The sequence below is a fragment of the Amycolatopsis stemonae genome, from assembly GCF_054781455.1.
The window spans coordinates 492,857-508,012 of sequence record NZ_BAAGUJ010000002.1 but is presented as its reverse complement, the minus strand read 5'-3'; the positions used below and the strand labels follow the sequence as shown (position 1 = coordinate 508,012).

13 protein-coding genes are annotated in these 15,156 nt (G+C 71.6%); 9 read left to right on the top strand and 4 right to left on the bottom strand.

The genetic code is table 11. The annotated features are described in order from the left end of the window. Window positions 1–49: 49 nt before the first annotated feature. Window positions 50–1,051, top strand: a complete 1,002-nt coding sequence (locus ACYVLJ_RS08610; RefSeq protein WP_460438273.1) for a DUF3558 domain-containing protein — start codon at window positions 50–52, stop codon at window positions 1,049–1,051. Here the strand turns inward: ACYVLJ_RS08610 and lhgO are convergent. Further along, entirely contained in the window at window positions 1,048–2,232 is a 1,185-nt protein-coding gene (gene lhgO, locus ACYVLJ_RS08605) for an L-2-hydroxyglutarate oxidase (protein WP_451971324.1), read from the bottom strand. The two genes, ACYVLJ_RS08610 and lhgO, sit on opposite strands and share 4 nt — an antisense overlap. Before the next feature lie 31 nt (window positions 2,233–2,263). Next, on the bottom strand, window positions 2,264–5,356 hold the full coding sequence (locus tag ACYVLJ_RS08600; protein ID WP_460438272.1) for a BTAD domain-containing putative transcriptional regulator: 3,093 nt from the start codon (window positions 5,354–5,356) through the stop codon (window positions 2,264–2,266). Window positions 5,357–5,483: 127 nt separating this feature from the next. Here ACYVLJ_RS08600 and ACYVLJ_RS08595 point away from each other — a divergent pair, with 127 nt between their 5' ends. The 8 genes from ACYVLJ_RS08595 (at window position 5,484) to ACYVLJ_RS08560 (ending at window position 13,045) form a co-directional block, all read left to right on the top strand. Next, the gene (locus ACYVLJ_RS08595; RefSeq protein ID WP_460438271.1) at window positions 5,484–6,617 is read left to right on the top strand and encodes a DegT/DnrJ/EryC1/StrS family aminotransferase; all 1,134 of its coding nucleotides are present in this window, start codon (window positions 5,484–5,486) and stop codon (window positions 6,615–6,617) included. A 23-nt stretch (window positions 6,618–6,640) separates the two neighbouring features. Then, complete coding sequence (locus ACYVLJ_RS08590) at window positions 6,641–7,570, top strand: NAD-dependent epimerase/dehydratase family protein (RefSeq protein WP_451971330.1); 930 nt, start codon at window positions 6,641–6,643, stop codon at window positions 7,568–7,570. 32 nt (window positions 7,571–7,602) lie between these two features. Beyond that, window positions 7,603–8,799: a glycosyltransferase family 4 protein gene (locus ACYVLJ_RS08585; RefSeq protein ID WP_460438270.1), complete on the top strand. Its 1,197-nt coding sequence runs from the start codon at window positions 7,603–7,605 to the stop codon at window positions 8,797–8,799. Beyond that, complete coding sequence (locus tag ACYVLJ_RS08580) at window positions 8,786–9,409, top strand: acyltransferase (RefSeq protein WP_460438269.1); 624 nt, start codon at window positions 8,786–8,788, stop codon at window positions 9,407–9,409. The genes ACYVLJ_RS08585 and ACYVLJ_RS08580 overlap by 14 nt, the downstream gene beginning before the upstream one ends. 130 nt (window positions 9,410–9,539) lie before the next feature. Beyond that, entirely contained in the window at window positions 9,540–10,115 is a 576-nt protein-coding gene (locus ACYVLJ_RS08575; protein ID WP_460438268.1) for a Uma2 family endonuclease, read from the top strand. Between the two features lie 264 nt (window positions 10,116–10,379). Next, window positions 10,380–10,889, top strand: coding sequence for a SigE family RNA polymerase sigma factor (locus ACYVLJ_RS08570; RefSeq protein WP_460438267.1), 510 nt, complete (start codon window positions 10,380–10,382; stop codon window positions 10,887–10,889). Next, window positions 10,886–11,608, top strand: a complete 723-nt coding sequence (locus ACYVLJ_RS08565; RefSeq protein WP_460438266.1) for a hypothetical protein — start codon at window positions 10,886–10,888, stop codon at window positions 11,606–11,608. The genes ACYVLJ_RS08570 and ACYVLJ_RS08565 overlap by 4 nt, the downstream gene beginning before the upstream one ends. 54 nt (window positions 11,609–11,662) lie before the next feature. Next, window positions 11,663–13,045: a M20/M25/M40 family metallo-hydrolase gene (locus ACYVLJ_RS08560; protein WP_460438265.1), complete on the top strand. Its 1,383-nt coding sequence runs from the start codon at window positions 11,663–11,665 to the stop codon at window positions 13,043–13,045. A gap of 26 nt (window positions 13,046–13,071) precedes the next feature. Here the strand turns inward: ACYVLJ_RS08560 and ACYVLJ_RS08555 are convergent, their stop codons facing one another. Continuing rightward, the gene (locus ACYVLJ_RS08555; protein ID WP_451971347.1) at window positions 13,072–14,028 is read right to left on the bottom strand and encodes a Gfo/Idh/MocA family protein; all 957 of its coding nucleotides are present in this window, start codon (window positions 14,026–14,028) and stop codon (window positions 13,072–13,074) included. Beyond that, window positions 14,025–15,131 carry a DegT/DnrJ/EryC1/StrS family aminotransferase gene (locus ACYVLJ_RS08550; protein WP_451971350.1) on the bottom strand — a complete coding sequence of 369 codons (1,107 nt, stop codon included), beginning with the start codon at window positions 15,129–15,131 and terminating at the stop codon, window positions 14,025–14,027. Before ACYVLJ_RS08550 ends, ACYVLJ_RS08555 begins: the two co-directional genes overlap by 4 nt. Between the last annotated feature and the right edge of the window lie 25 nt (window positions 15,132–15,156).

Sequence of the window (15,156 nt, the reverse complement as noted above, 5' to 3'; positions counted from 1 at the left end):
CTCGCCCGTTCGTCCCAGTAGGGTGCGGCCGAACGGGAGGACTCATCGCATGCGCATGAAGTGGCAGGTCGCGGCGGCTCTGGCGGCCCTGACCGTGGTGTCCGGCTGCACGGTGGCCGTCGGCGGCTCGGCGGCGCCGGTGCCCGGCCAGGGCCCGGTCGTCACGACCGTCGACGCCTGCAAGCTGCTGGACCAGGCCCAGATCGACGCGCTCGGTTACCAGTCCCCGGGGCGGTCGGTGCCGGAGGACAAGGACCGCCTCCAGCCGCCGATGTGCCTGTGGCACTCCAACGAAGACGTCGAGCCGTCGCAGATCCTCAACGTCGGCCTGGCGAAGGACATGGACTTCAACGAGTACATCGCCGGCGCCGTCCCGAAGTCCGCGCCGCAGCAGCTCGGCGGGTTCACCTGGACGCAGTACCCGTCGATCCTCGCCGACGACTGCTCGATGTACGCCCTGCTCGGCGACAAGTCCTTCGCGTTCGTCAGCGTTTCGGGGCCGCCGATCGACAAGTCGTGCGAGCTGGCGAAGACCGTCATCCCGCAGTTCGCGGCGCACCTGCCGGGTGGTCAGGACGCGCCGCCGCTCACGCCGTCGACGTCGGCGAAGCCGGAGCCGGGCGGGCCGCTGCTGTCGCTGGACCCGTGCACGATGCTGAAGCCGGACCAGGTGGCGCAGCTGAAGAACATCTCGCCGACCGGGGAGAAGGACAGCTCGTCGGCCGTGCCCAACGCGATGTACTGCCTGTGGGACGACACCGACGGCGACCAGGGGCAGAAGGCGTTCGAAGTCTGGCTCGGCCCGAGCACGCCGGTCACCGAATGGCCGGGCGCGAAGGGCGTCACCGCGACCGAGACCATCGACGTCGGCGGCCGGAAGTGGGGCCTCTTCCCGAACATGGGCGGCCTGCGCGTCACCTGCGGGGCGACCCTGCCGATCACCGACACGTCGTCGATCCAGGTGGTCAGCGGGTTCATCGGCGACGACACCAAGACCTGCGACCTCGTCAGGCAGGCCCTGCCGCTGGTGACGGCGAACCTGCCGGGCTAGGCGGACACCTGGTCGGCGATGTGGCGCGCGATCTCCAGCGCGCTCGTCGCCGCCGGGGAGGGCGCGTTCAGGACGTGCACCTGGTCGCGCGCGGTCTCGATCAGGAAGTCGTCGACGAGGGAGCCGTCGCGGCGCATGGCCTGCGCGCGCACGCCCGAGCCGTGGCGGACGATGTCGTCCTCGGTGACGGCCGGCACGAGCCGCGCGAGGCTCGCGGCGAACCGCTTCTTCGAGAACGAGCGCCGGACCTCGTCGAGCCCGGTCGGGAACGCGTACTTCTTCGCGAGCCGCCAAGCCCCGGGGAAGGCCGCCACCTCGGCGACGTCCTTCGCGGAGAAATCGGCCCACCGGTAGCCCTCGCGGCGCAGGGCCAGCACGGCGTTCGGGCCGGCGTGGACGCTGCCGTCGAGCATCCGCGTGAGGTGCACGCCGAGGAACGGCAGGGTCGGGTCCGGCACCGGGTAGATCAGGCCCTTGACCAGGCCGCGGCGCTCGGGCTTGAGCTCGTAGTACTCGCCGCGGAACGGCACGATCTTCGCCGAGGGCGTGATCCCCGCCATCCGCGCGACCCGGTCGGAGTGCAGCCCGGCGCAGTTCACGAGGGCGTCGGCGACGACGACGTCGGAGCCGGTGGCGACCTCGACCCCGCCGTTCGCGCCCGCCCGGATGGCCAGCGCGGGGCTGTTCAGGCGCAGGTCGACGCCGGCTTCGTCGAGCAGCCGGACGAGCGCCTCGCAGACGCCGGGGAAGTCGATGATCCCGGTGGACTCGACCCGCAGGGCGGCGACGCAGGCCACCTCGGGCTCGTACTCGCGCGCCTCGGCGGGGGTGATCTTCTTCGCCGGGACGCCGTTCGCCTCGGCCCGCTCGGCGAGCGTGTTCAGCGCCGGGACCTCGCGTTCGTCGGTGGCGACGACGAGCTTCCCGCACACCTCGACGGGCACGCCGTACTGGCGCGCGAAGTCCACGATGGACCGGTTCCCGGCCACGGACATCCGCGCCTTGAAGGACCCCGGCTTGTAGTACAGGCCGGCATGGACGACGTTCGAGTTGTGCCCGGTCTGGTGAGCAGCCCAGCGGGACTCCTTCTCCAGCACCGTGACGTCCAGCCCGCGCCTGGTCAGCTCCCAGGCCACGGCCAGACCGACGATCCCGCCCCCGATGACCACCACGTTGCGCACGATCGACCAGGCTACGCGAACCGGGTGGCCGTCAGTCCGCCAGCCCGGCCGTGGTCAGCGCCTTCTGCGCGCTCATGCCCGCTCCGGTGCCGTACGCGCGCTCGAACGCCTCGGCGCCGAGCGCCGCCACGACCCGGGCCCGCACCGACGCGACGTCCGGGTCGCCGCTGATCGCCGTCCCGCGCACGGCCACCGCGCTGCCCAGGAGCAGTGCCGCCCGCTCGGGGCGGGCCTCCGTCGCGGCGACCCCGGCCAGGCCCTCCAGGGCGAACGCCACGACGTCCCCGGCGTGCCTGCGCCGCCCGGTGAGCAGGGCCTCGCGGTGCCACCGCGCGGCTTCGCCCGGGCGTCCTTCGACGACCGCGAGCCAGCCGAGGGCGATCATCGCCGCCGCGCGGACCGACTCCGCCGAGAACGAGCCCGCCGGGCTTTCGGTCAGGGCGCGCTCGCACAGCTCCCGGGCCGCGGCCAGGTCGCCGGACAGCCGCGCGAGGGTCGCCAGGCCGACGTAGGCCGCCGAGCGCGACTCGGGCATCCCGGTGCGGCGGGCCGTCGCCGCCGCCAGCTCGTAGTCCGCGCGGGCGCCGGCGCGGTCGCCCGCCAGCAGCCGGGTCCCGGCGCGACGGCAGATCAGGTCCGCGACGTCGTCGCGTGCGCCGATCTCGTGCATCAGGCCCAGCGCCTCGTCCATCATCGGCAGCGCGGCGCCGTGCTCGCCGCGCCACGACAGCAGCTGCGACAGGTGGTCGAGCGCCATCGACAGGCCCCACCGCTCACCCAGCGCGCGGAACTGCGCCGCGCCCTCGCGCAGCCCCTCCTCGGCGCCGGCCAGGTCGCCGGACATCATCGCGCGCAGGCCCATGCCGGTCGGCAGCAGCGCCCACGACCACGGGTCGCCCTGGGCCAGCAGCGCCTCGCCGCGGCCGAGCAGCTGCTCGTCGTCGCCCGGCGGGCCGGCGACCACGCCCAGCAGCATCACCAGGATCGGGTGCCGGGGCGCCCAGTCCACGCTCGTCGCGTAGCGGTGCACCAGCGGCAGGTACTGCTCCAGCGACTCGTCCGGCTGCCCGGACAGCGCGCCGAGCACGCACACCAGGAACTCCTCGACGTACTCCTCGCGGGCTTCCGGCCCGCAGCGCTCCACCACGGCCAGCGACAGCACCGCGCCCTCGAACCGCCGTCCGCGCATCCACCAGTACATCGCCAGCAGCGGCACCAGCCGCAGCGCGAGCGGGACGTCGTGCCCGGTCGCCCAGCGCAGGGCGGCCAGGAGGTTGTCGTACTCGGCGTCGATCCGGTCGAGCCACGCCAGCTGCGCGGCGGTCCGCAGCATCGGGTCGGCTTCTTCCGCGAACCGCAGGAAGTACTCGGCGTGCGCGCGGTGGAACGAGTCCGTCTCGCCCGCTTCGGCGAGCTTCTCCGCGCCGAACGCGCGGATCGTCTCGAGCATCCGGAACCGCCCGCCGACGGCTTCGACGAAGGACTTGTCCGCCAGCTCGAGCAGCAGGTCCGCGTCGGCGCCGCAGACTTCGGCCGCCGCGTCGAGGGTCGCGCCGCCGGGGAACACCGTCAGCCGGCGCGCGAGTTCGCGTTCGTCGTCGCCGAGCAGGTCCCAGCTCCACTCGACGACGCTTCGCAGCGAGCGGTGCCGCTCCTCGGCCGTCCGGCTGCCGCGGGCGAGCAGCCGGAACCGGTCGTCGAGCCGGGCCGCGACGTCCCCGAGCTCGAGGCTCCGGACGCGCGCCGCGGCCAGCTCCAGGGCCAGCGGAAGGCCGTCGAGCGCCGCGCAGACGTGCTGGACGTCGCCGATCGTCGTGTCGTCGACGGTGAAGGCCGGGTTGCTCGCGGCCGCGCGGTCGGCGAAGAGCCGGATCGCCGGGTACGCCAGTGCCTCGGCGGCCGGCGTACCCGGCGGCGGGACGGCCAGCCGCGGCACGGGCGCCAGCTGCTCGCCGGTGATGCCGAGCGGCTCGCGGCTGGTGGCCAGCACCCGCAGGCCGGGGCAGGCGCCGAGCAGCCGCGCGGTCAGCCGGGCCGCGACGTCGACGACGTGCTCGCAGTTGTCGAGCACCAGCAGCACCGAGCGGTCGCGCAACGCCGAGACCAGCCGCTCGGCCGGGTCCGAAGGGGAGCGCTCCCGCAGCCCGAGTGCGCCGAGGACCGCGCGGGCGACGTCGGCGTCCCCGTGCGGGGCGAGCTCGACGAAAGCGACCGGGCCGGCCTCGGCGGCGCTCAGCTCGACGGCCAGCCGCGTCTTGCCGGTGCCGCCCGGGCCGGTCAGCGTCACGAGCCGGCTGCGCGTCAGCAGGTCCGCCACCTGCCGCAGCTCGTCGGTCCGGCCGACGAAGCTGGTCAGCTGCGCGGGCAGCGCCGGGATCGCCGGCTGCCCGGTTTCGCCGCGAAGCACGGCGAGGTGGGCTTCGGCGAGTTCCGGGCCGGGGTCGGCGCCCAGCTCGTCGGCCAGGGTGCGCCGGGCGTCCTCGAACGCGGCGAGCGCGTCGGCCGGCCGGCCCGCGGCGGCCAGCGCGCGCACCAGCTGGGCCCGCGGCCGTTCCCGCAGCGGGTGCGCGGCGACTGTTTCCCGCAGCCCGGCGACGACGTCGTCGGCCTGCCCGAGGGCCAGCCGGGCTTCGACGAGGTCGTCCACCGCCTCGGCCCGCAGTTCGCCGAGCCGGGTGGCCTGGACCACCGCGAACGGCGCGCCGGCCAGGTCGGTGAAGGCCGCCCCGCGCCACAGCGCCAGCGCCTCGCCCAAAGTGGACGCGGCCCGGGCGTGCCCGCCGTCCTTCAGCAGCGAACGGCCTTCGCGCACCAGGCGTTCGAAGGCGAGAACGTCCACTTCGCCCGGTTCGACGACCAACCGGTACCCGGCGGCGGTGAACTCGACCGGCGCGAGGTCCTTCAGCGCCACCCGCAGCCGTGAGACCTGGGACTGCAGGGCGTTGGCCGCGCCGTCCGGCGGGTGGTCGCCGTACATGCCGTCGATCAGCCGCTCGGCCGGGACGAACCGGCCGGCCTCCAGCGCGAGCAACGCGAGCAGCGTCCGGGAGCGCGGACCGCCCACCGCGACGGGCGTGCCGTCCTCGCGCCACGCCGCGACGGCCCCCAGAACTCCGAAACGCATGATGAAAGCCTAAAGCGTCCCCCGACCAGGGGAAGTTGTCACTCGAAAGTGGCCTTCGGTGTGGGCCTGTGAATCACCTGAGCGGGCGTCTATACACTTTGGCGGGTCCCCACGCAATGGGAGAGGTATGTCGTCCGAAAGCATCGCTCTTGGCCAGCCGACCGTCGGTGAGGAAGAACTCGCCGCGGTCGCCGAAGTCTTCCGCTCCGGCTGGCTGGCCGGCGCCGGCCCCGCGTGCCGCCGTTTCGAAGAGCGGTTCGCCCACACCACGGGCACAGCGCACGCGCTCACGACCGCGAACTGCGGCTCGGCGCTCTTCCTCGGCCTCCAGGTCCTGGGCGTCAAGCCCGGCGACGAGGTCATCGTCGGGGACTACACGTTCCCGGCCACCGGGCACGCCGTCGTGCAGGCCGGCGCGAAGCCGGTGTTCGCCGACATCCGCCCGGACATCTTCAGCGCCGACCCGGCGCACGTCGAGTCCCTGATCACCCCGAAGACGGTCGGCATCCTCGCCGTCGACGTCGCGGGCCAGCCGGGTGACTTCGACGAATACCGCGCGATCGCCGACAAGCACGGCCTCTGGCTGTTCGAGGACGCCGCGTGCGCCGCGGGCGCGACGTACAAGACGCGCCCGGCCGGCAGCCTCGCCGACCTCGCCGCGTTCTCCTTCCACGGCCGCAAGGGCATCACCGCCGGTGAGGGCGGCGCGCTGGTCTCCGACCGCGAATACCTCATCGCGCACGCCCGCAAGCTGCACACCTACGGCATCGAGCCGGCGATCAGCCGTGAAGGCTCGAACACGCTGCCGATCCCGGAGTTCCACGAGCTCGGCTACAACTTCCGCATGTCGGACGTGCAGGCCGCGATCATGAACGTCCAGCTCGACCGCCTGCCGGACCTGCTGGCCGCGCGCCGCTCGGTCGCCAAGCGCTACCACGAGGCGTTCGAAGACCTCGACGCGCTGACCGTGCCGGTCGAGCTCCCGGACCGCGAACACCCGTGGCAGGCCTACCTGCTCACGGTCGCCCCGGAGGTCAGCCGCGACACCCTCGCGCTGCGCATCCGCGAGACCGGCGTCCAGTGCAACTTCGGCACGTACGCCTCCCACCTGCAGCCGATCTACGGGCCCCAGGCTCCGCTGCCCGTTTCGGCCGACGCGTTCGCGCGTCAGCTCGCCATCCCCATGCACGCGAACCTCACCGACGCCGAAGTCACGCGCGTCGCCGAGGTCGTGCGCGAAGCCGTGCTGTCCCTTTCCTGAAAGTGCCGATCGAGGAGAATTTGGTGTCCGACAAGAAGGTGCTGTTCACCGGGGCCGGCGGGTTCATCGCCGCGCACGTCATCCCGCTGCTGCTCGAGGGCGGCTACACCGTCCGGATCTTCGACAACATGACCCGCGGCGACCGCGCGCGCGTCAACGAGTTCGTCGCCACCGGCAAGGTCGAGCTCGTCGAGAAGGACGTCCGCTACGGCGGCGCGGTGCGCGAGGCCATGCGCGGCTGCACGCACGTCATCCACTTCGCGACGGTTTCGATCAACAAGTCGATCGCCGACCCGCACGAGTCGATCGACATCAACATGACCGGCAACCACAACGTCTTCGCCGCGGCCGCGGACGAGGGCGTCCAGCGCCTGGTGTTCGCGTCGACCGCGTCGGTCTACGGCGACCCGAAGCGGCTGCCGATGCACGAGGACGACGAGCTCAAGCCGCTCACGCCGTACTGCATCTCCAAGCGCGCGGGCGAGGACCTGCTCGGCTTCTACGAGCGCACCAAGGGCCTGTCCTGGAACGCGCTGCGGTTCTTCAACGTGTACGGCCCCGGCCAGAAGATCGAGGCCTACTACACCTCGGTCATCAACCACTTCATCCAGCGCCTGCGCGCCGGCCACGCCCCCGTCATCGACGGCAAGGGCGACCAGTCGATGGACTTCGTGCACGTCCACGACCTGGCGCGTGCCGTCGTCGCGGCCCTGGAGTCCGAGAAGGCCAACCTGCCGATCAACATCGGCACCGGCATCGACACCTCGATCGCCGCGCTGGCGAAGATCCTCATCGAGGCCGTCGGCGTCGACGTCGAGCCGCAGTTCAACGAGCGTGACGTGCTGGTCTCGCGCCGTGCCGCCGACATCACCCGCGCCCGCGAGGTGCTCGGCTGGGAGCCGCAGATCACCGTCGAAGAGGGCATGCGGCAGCTGGTCAAGGACTCGGAGTGAGTGCCACCGCGGGGCCGGCCCGAGGGCGTGCGATGCGCATCGCGGTGGTGAACAACGTCTTCCCGCCCCGCGTGGGCGGCAGCGCGCACATGTCGGCGTCGCTGGCGGCGGAGTTCGTCAAGGCCGGTCACGAGGTCCTGGCGATCACGGCCGCGTACGGCGAGGCCCCGGCCGAGGAGGAGCGCGACGGCTACCGCGTCGTGCGCCTCCCGGCGACCAAGATGCCGCAGGTCGGTCTCTCGATCGACTTCGACATGACCTTCACGTCGGTGCGGCCCGGCAACTGGCGGCGGCTGTGGAAGCTGCTGAACGAGTTCAAGCCGGACGCGATCCACCTGCACGGCCAGTTCTTCGACCTGTCGTGGCTGGCCGGGATCTACGCGCGGCGGCGCAACATCCCGGTGCTGCTGACCATCCACACGCTCCTGATCAGCGACAAGAAGCTGTACGGCGGCGTGTTCCGGATGCTCGACGCGATGCTCGTGAAGCCGATCCTGAAGTACATCCGCCCGACGTACGTCATCCTCGACAAGCTCGGCGTGGACTACTGCGTGGAGCGCTACGGCACCAGCGACGCGAACTCGGAGTACTTCCCGATCGCGGTCGACACGGACCACTTCGAGAAGCCGGTGACGAAGGACGTCCGCGCGGAGCACGAGATCGGCGACGCCCCGCTGATCGTCTCGCTCGGCCACGTCATCCCGCTGCGTAACCGGCTGCCGCTGGTCGAGGCACTGCCGGCCATCCAGGAGAAGCACCCCGGCGTGCGGGTGATCGTCGTCGGCCGCGTCTACCACGACGCGTTCATCAAGCGGGCCGCCGAACTGGGCGTCTCGGACGCGCTGGTCGTCACGGGCGCGGTCCCGAAGGCGGACGTCCCGGCGTACTTCGCGGCGGCGGACATCGTGACGCACGACCTCAACGGCGGCTGCGGCACGGCGTCCCTGGAGGCGATGCTCTCCGGCACGGCGACGATCGCGTCGGTCACCGAGGACAACTACCCCGGCATCGAGCTGCGCAACGGCGAGAACGTGCTCCTGGTGCGCCCGGACGACTCGGAAGCCGTCGCCTCGACGGTCATCGAGCTGCTGGACGACCCGGAGAAGCGCGCGCTGCTCGCCCAGCGCGAGAGCGAAATGGTCCGCTCGAACTTCGGGCTGCCCGTCGTCGCCGAGGAGCACCTCCGCACGTTCGAGAAACTGGTGTCGGACGCCGATGTTCTTCGATGACGAGCGCAGCCACCGGCTGCGCCCGCAGATCCTGACCGAGCTCGTTTCGCAGTACATGAACGACGCCGAGCGGGCCAAGTACTACGGCCTGCCGGAGACGTGCCGCGTGCGCGAGCGGGTCAAGATCATCAGCCCCGAAAACCTGAAGATGGGCGACCACTGCTGGGTCGGCGAAGGCGCGGCGCTCGACGCGAGCGGCGGCTTGGAGATCGGCGAGCACACCAGCATCGGGCTCAACACGCTGATCTTCACGCACTCGAGCTGGCTCGCGAACATGACGCTGCAGAACCACTCGGGCAGCGACCTGATCGAGCGCAAGCCGGTCAAGATCGGCAAGGGCTGCTTCATCGGCGGCCTGGTGGTGATCATGGCGGGCGTGACGATCGGCGACTTCGCGACGGTCCAGCCGAACTCGGTGGTGGCCAAGGACGTCCCGCCGCGGACGCTGGTCGCGGGCAACCCGGCCCGGGTGTTCCAGCGCTACGACGACGAGTACATCGAGTCCGAAGTGGAGCGCGTCCAGGCGGAGAACGCCCGCCGCCGCGCGATCGCGGAGGACCGCGGCCAGGCCCCCGGCTGGGGCGCGCCGTCAGGAGACTTCTCGGAGTAGCACCGAGGTGTCGCCCCGGCAGAACACTTTCGGGTGCATCAGTCCCATCGGGCGACTACTCAGCGCACTGGCGTTCCGGCAGGATGACGTGGGAAGATGACGTCCAGTTACTGACGGCGAGGAGAAAGCGATGAGTGTCATGGACTGGCCTCACCGGCTCCTGTCCCTCGACGACTGGATCGACCTGCCGGAAACCCCGGAGCACCAGGTCGAAGTGGTCGAAGGGGTTCTCGTCGTGGCACCGCGTCCGATGCCGTTGCACCAGCGAGCTGTCGCCAGGCTGAGCTACTTGATCAATGAGCAGCTGCCGCTTGAATTCTGTGCGCTGGGCGAGGTAGAGATGCTCGTCGCCGAGGAGCCGCTGACGGTCCGGGTGCCCGATGTCCTGGTGGCGCCGACCGCGTTGGTGGAGACGAACCCGCCACGACTGGCCGCTCGTGATGTGCGGCTCGTCGTCGAGGTGCTGTCCGAGGGCAGCAAGCGGACCGACCGGGTCATGAAGCTTTCCGAGTACGCCGAGGCCGGAATCGAGCACTACTGGATCGTCGACCTCGATCCGCCGGTCAGCCTGATCACCTACCGGCTCGTCGACGACGACTATGAGGACTTCGGCGAGTTCTCCGGCACCGCTCGGCTCGAGTTGGCCGGCGCGCCGCTCGTCCTCGACCTGGCCGCGTTGACCACGCGGCAGGCGCAGCGCCCGTAGCTCCGATCTTGGATGACGGCGGCGCCGGCGACATCGCCGGCGCCGCCGTCGTGGAACCGTCCCACCGCGCTGTGACGCAGGTCAGCAGGCATGCGACGGCGAAGATTTCCCCTCGGAAGCGCCCACCGGACAATCTAGTGCCCGGTAACCGAGCGCAGGATTGCGGTTACACAACGTTTCAAGCAGGCGGGGTACGCTCGGAAGATCGAGAGCAACCTTTCCCCGCCTCGGCCGTCGCTGGGAGAGACGGAACGGCGGTGACCCATGGCGCGTGGCGACGACGAGTTCGCGGACTTCGTGCGCGCCTCTTCGGCCCGGCTCACCCACGCCGCCTTCCTGCTCACCGGCGACCGCCACCAGGCGGAGGACGCCGCGCAGACCGCCTTCACCCGCACCTACGCCGCGTGGGCGCGCGTCCGCCACAAGGACGCCTACGGCTACGCCCGGACCGTCCTGGTGAACCACGTCATCGACGGCTGGCGGCGGCCGATCCGCGAGTACGCCACCGAGGCGATGCCCGAGCGTAAAGACCGGCTCGACGTCGACCAGGCCGTCACCCAGCGAGCGTGGCTCACCGCCGTGCTGAAGACGCTGACCGACCGCGAACGGGCCGTCGTCGTGCTGCGGCACTTCTTCGACCTGCCGGAAGCCGACGTGGCCCGTGAGCTCGGCGTTTCGCTGGGTACCGTGAAGAGCACGAACTCACGCGCGCTGGCGAAGCTGCGGATCGAGGCCGACACGGAGGACACGCTGATCGGAAGGAGCGGGCGGTGAACGATCTCGACGACTTCCGCGCCGCCCTCCGGCAGCCGCCCGAGGAGCCCTTCGCCGAGCCGGACCTGGCCGAGATCATGGCCGCGGGGACGCGCATCCGGCGTCGCCGCCGGGTGCTGACGAGCGCGGCCGGGATCGCCGCCGCGGCCGCCGTCGTGCTGGTCGTCGTGTTCGCCGTGCAGCTGCGGCAGCCCGCGCCCGCGCCGGTCGCGCAGCCGCCGTCACCCTCGACGTCGGTCACCAAGCCGCCGAGCCCGAGCGCGGCCACACCGGCGCCGCGGCCGGCCGGGGACGTCGTCGGCACCGGGATCCGGACCGGCGCCGGCGAGATCGTCTTCTTCGCCCAGGCCATCGACGACCCGCAGGCGCTGCCGGGGATCCACTTCGGGCTGACGGCCGGGTTCCGCACCGACGGCTCCCTGCAGGCCGTGCTGGCCACGAACGAGACCCGCGGCTCCGACCGCTCCTTCGGGTTCCACGCCACCGACGGCGGCGAGGTGATCCGCGACCAGGTCATCCCGGTCTTCGGCTACTTCGCCGGCCCGGCGGCGAGGATCACCACGACCGTGCACGGCAAGACAGTCGAGGCCAACCTGGCGAAGTGGACGGAAGACCCGGGCGTGGTCATCTTCTGGTTCGACCCGGTCGCCGTCCCGGGCTCCGGCACGCTGACCCCGCTGATCGCCTACGACACGGCCGGCAAGCGGCTCACGAAGTAGCCCGACGGCCGGTCGGCGGTACACGGCGCCGCCGCGCGGGCGTAAGACCGGACCGTGACCACTCGACGAGTGTTCCTCACCGCTTCGGCCGCCTCCGCGGTGGCCGTGGCCGGCGTCCCGGCGGGCGCGGCCGAACCCGGGGATCCCGGGGGCCAGGTCCGGCCGCAACGACCGAGCCCGGAGCTCCGGGCGCTGCTCCGCCAAGTCGACGAACGGCGGATCGAGGCGACCGTGCGGCGGCTGGCCGCGTTCGGCACGCGGCACACACTGTCCGCACAGGACGATCCGGTCCGCGGCATCGGTGCCGCGCGTGACTGGCTATTCGCGCAGTTCCAGCAGATCGCGGCCGCTTCCGGGGGCCGCCTGAGCGTCGAGCTCCAGTCGTACGTCCAGCCGCCGGCCGACCGGATCCCGGTGCCGACCACGATCACCAACGTCGTCGCGACGCTGCGCGGGGCCACCGATCCCGGCCGCGTGTACGTCGTTTCCGGGCACTACGACTCGCGCTGCACCGACGTCATGAACTTCACCGGCGACGCGCCGGGAGCGGACGACGACGCGTCGGGCGTCGCGGTCGTCCTCGAGCTGGCGCGCGTCTTCTCGGCCCGGCAGCTGGCCGCGACGATCGTCTTCGCCGCCGTCGCGGGGGAGGAGCAGGGCCTCTACGGCGCACGGTTCATGGCGCGGCAGTTCAAGGCGGCCGGCACCGACGTCCAGGCCATGTTCACCAACGACATCGTCGGGTCCAGCCGCGCCGACGACGGCACGCGGGACCCGACGACGATCCGCCTGTTCGCCGAGGGCGTCCCGACGGCGGAGACGCCGGCCGAGGCGAACCTGCGGCGCAGCATCGGCGGCGAGAACGACTCCCCGCCGCGGCAGCTGGCCCGGTTCGTGAAGTCGGTGGCGGAGAACGACGCGACCGGCATGACCGTCCGGGTGATCTACCGCCGCGACCGCTACCTGCGCGGCGGCGACCACATCGGCTTCCTCGAGCAGGGCTACCCCGCGGCGCGGTTCACCGAGCCCGCCGAGGACTTCGCGCACCAGCACCAGGACGTCCGCGTCGAGAACGGCATCCAGTTCGGCGACCTGCCGCAGTTCTGCGACTTCCCGTTCACCGCCCGCGTCGCGCGGGTGAACGGCGCCGCGCTGTGGTCGCTCGCGACGGCGCCGGGCACCCCGAGGGGGGCCAAGATCCGCACAGCGGCACTGACGAACGACTCGGAACTGTTGTGGGACGCGACGCCGGGCGCGACGGGCTACGAAGTCCTCTGGCGCGAGACGACGGCCCCGGACTGGACGCACGTGATCGACGTCGGACCGGCGCTGACGGCGAAGATCGACCTTTCGAAGGACAACGTCTTCTTCGCCGTCCGCGCGGTGGGACCGGGTGGCCTCCGGAGCCCGGCGGCGTTCCCGGTGCCGGTCAGCTAGCCGAACCCGCCGCTGCTCTTCGCGGGTCAGGCGACAGCCTGCGTGAGCACCTGCTCGACGACGTTGTGCGACGGCAGGATCAGGTCGCGCTCGGTGTCGGCGTCGACCTTGCCCTCCAGCAGGTCGCAGAAGCGGTCCAGCTGGGTCGCCAGCGGCTCGCGCGCCGTGATGAGCTCCGGGATCTCGATCACCGTCTGCTGGCGGTAGCCCTGACCGTCCGGCGTGACGGAGTCGTGCGACACGTGCCGGTAGATCGTGACGTCGCGGCGGAGCAGGTCGATCTCGATCAGCCGGTCGAGCTCCGACACCACGAGCGACCGGACCTTGCGCTGTCCCAGGCGCGAAGCCGAAACCGTGGCCAGGCCGGACGGGAACGACAGCACCGTCTCGATGGTGTCCTCGGCGCCGTCGACCGACGACGGGTGGAAGTAGCCGGCCCCGGAGGTCACGCGGGCGGGCGTGTTGCCGCCGAAGAACTGGATCGCCAGGTCGACGTCGTGCACCAGCAGGTCCCACGCGACGCCCGTCTTGATCCGCGGCGCGTACGGGCCGTGGCGGCGCGCCATCAGGTGCACCGGCTCGTTCACCAGCGCCAGCGCGGTCATGACCGCCGGGTTGTAGCGCTCGAGCAGCCCGCACATCAGCGGGACGCCCTTCGACGCCGACAGCGCGACGATCTCCTGCGACAGCTCGAAGCTGTTGCACACCGGCTTTTCGACGAGCATCGCCTTGCCCTGGCCGAGGATCTCCTGCGCCAGCTCGTAGTGCGCCTCGGTGGCCGAAGCCAGCACGACGGCGTCCACGTCGTTGAGCGAGCCGATCTCCGGCGTCCACACCGTCTCGTACCGCTCGGCGACGGCCTTGCCGACCTCTTCGCGCGGGTCGATCACGCGGACGAGCTGCACGCGGTCGTTCCCGGCGAGCACACGGGCGTGGAGGGAACCCATGTTCCCGGTCCCGACAAGAGCGATCCGATGCGTCATGCGCCCAGTACCTCGCGAACGGTTTCGATGATGGTGTCCAGGTCGGACTCGGTCAGGTGCGGGTGCACCGGCAGGGAGAGTGCCTGCTCCGCGACGGCCTTCGCCGCCGGGAAGTCTTCGACGCGCGCGCCCGGGATCAGGTCGTGGCCCCGGTAGCAGTCGTAGTCGAAAACGATCTTGGGGTAGTAGATCCCGTTGCCGATGCCGCGCTCGGTGAGCGCCGCGGCCAGCTCGTCGCGCGAGAGGAACGCGTGCGGCCCGACCAGCACGGTGTACTGGTGCCACACGTGCTCGCGGCCCGGCAGCACCTGCGGGATGTCGAGGCCCGGCGTGCCGGCGAGGCCCTCCGAGAGGCGCTTCGCGTTCGCCTGGCGGGCGGCGGTCAGCTGGTCGAGCTTCGCCAGCTGCGGGATGCCGACGGCGGCGTGCAGGTCGGTCATCCGGTAATTGTGGCCGGCGACCTCGTACTGGTAGCGGGCCCGCATGCCCTGGTTGCGCAGCACGCGCAGCTTGTCGGCGACCGCGTCGTCGTCCGTCGTGATGACGCCGCCCTCGGCGGTGGTGATGTTCTTCGTCGCGTATAGCGAGAAGCAGCCGATGCCGAACGAGCCGGCCGGCTTGCCCTCGAACGACGCGCCGACGGCCTGCGCCGAGTCCTCGATGACCTGCAGGCCGTGCTCGGCGGCCAGCGGGGCGAGCTTGCCCATGTCCGCGGTCTGGCCGTACAGGTGCACCGGCATGAGCACCTTCGTGCGGTCCGTGACCGCCTTCGCGACGGCGTCGGTGTCGATCGCGAAGTCGTCGCGCCGGATGTCGGCGAACCGCACGGTCGCGCCGGCCTCCAGGATGGCGTTCAGCGTCGCGACGAAGGTGAACGGCGACGTGACGACCTCGTCGCCCGGCTTCAGGTCCAGGACCTGCAGCGCGGCGACCAGGGCGGTCGTCCCGTTGTTGACCGCGATCGCGTGCTTGGTCCCGGAGACCGCCGCGAAGGCGTCTTCGAAGCGTTTGACCATCGGTCCCTGAGCGATGGCGCCGGAGCGCAGCACCTCGACGACGAGGTCCTCCGCGTCACGCACGTCGACCACGGTGATGGGGATCATGGGCAGTCTCTCTCGGCAGGCGATT

Coding starts and splice junctions, on each gene's coding strand:
- ACYVLJ_RS08570 (WP_460438267.1), top strand. CDS start 10,380: ATGGCGCGTGGCGACGACGAGTTCGCGGACTTCGTGCGCGCCTCTTCG.
- ACYVLJ_RS08595 (WP_460438271.1), top strand. CDS start 5,484: ATGTCGTCCGAAAGCATCGCTCTTGGCCAGCCGACCGTCGGTGAGGAA.
- ACYVLJ_RS08555 (WP_451971347.1), bottom strand. CDS start 14,028: ATGACGCATCGGATCGCTCTTGTCGGGACCGGGAACATGGGTTCCCTC.
- ACYVLJ_RS08580 (WP_460438269.1), top strand. CDS start 8,786: ATGTTCTTCGATGACGAGCGCAGCCACCGGCTGCGCCCGCAGATCCTG.
- ACYVLJ_RS08585 (WP_460438270.1), top strand. CDS start 7,603: ATGCGCATCGCGGTGGTGAACAACGTCTTCCCGCCCCGCGTGGGCGGC.
- ACYVLJ_RS08550 (WP_451971350.1), bottom strand. CDS start 15,131: ATGATCCCCATCACCGTGGTCGACGTGCGTGACGCGGAGGACCTCGTC.
- ACYVLJ_RS08610 (WP_460438273.1), top strand. CDS start 50: ATGCGCATGAAGTGGCAGGTCGCGGCGGCTCTGGCGGCCCTGACCGTG.
- ACYVLJ_RS08600 (WP_460438272.1), bottom strand. CDS start 5,356: ATGCGTTTCGGAGTTCTGGGGGCCGTCGCGGCGTGGCGCGAGGACGGC.
- ACYVLJ_RS08575 (WP_460438268.1), top strand. CDS start 9,540: ATGAGTGTCATGGACTGGCCTCACCGGCTCCTGTCCCTCGACGACTGG.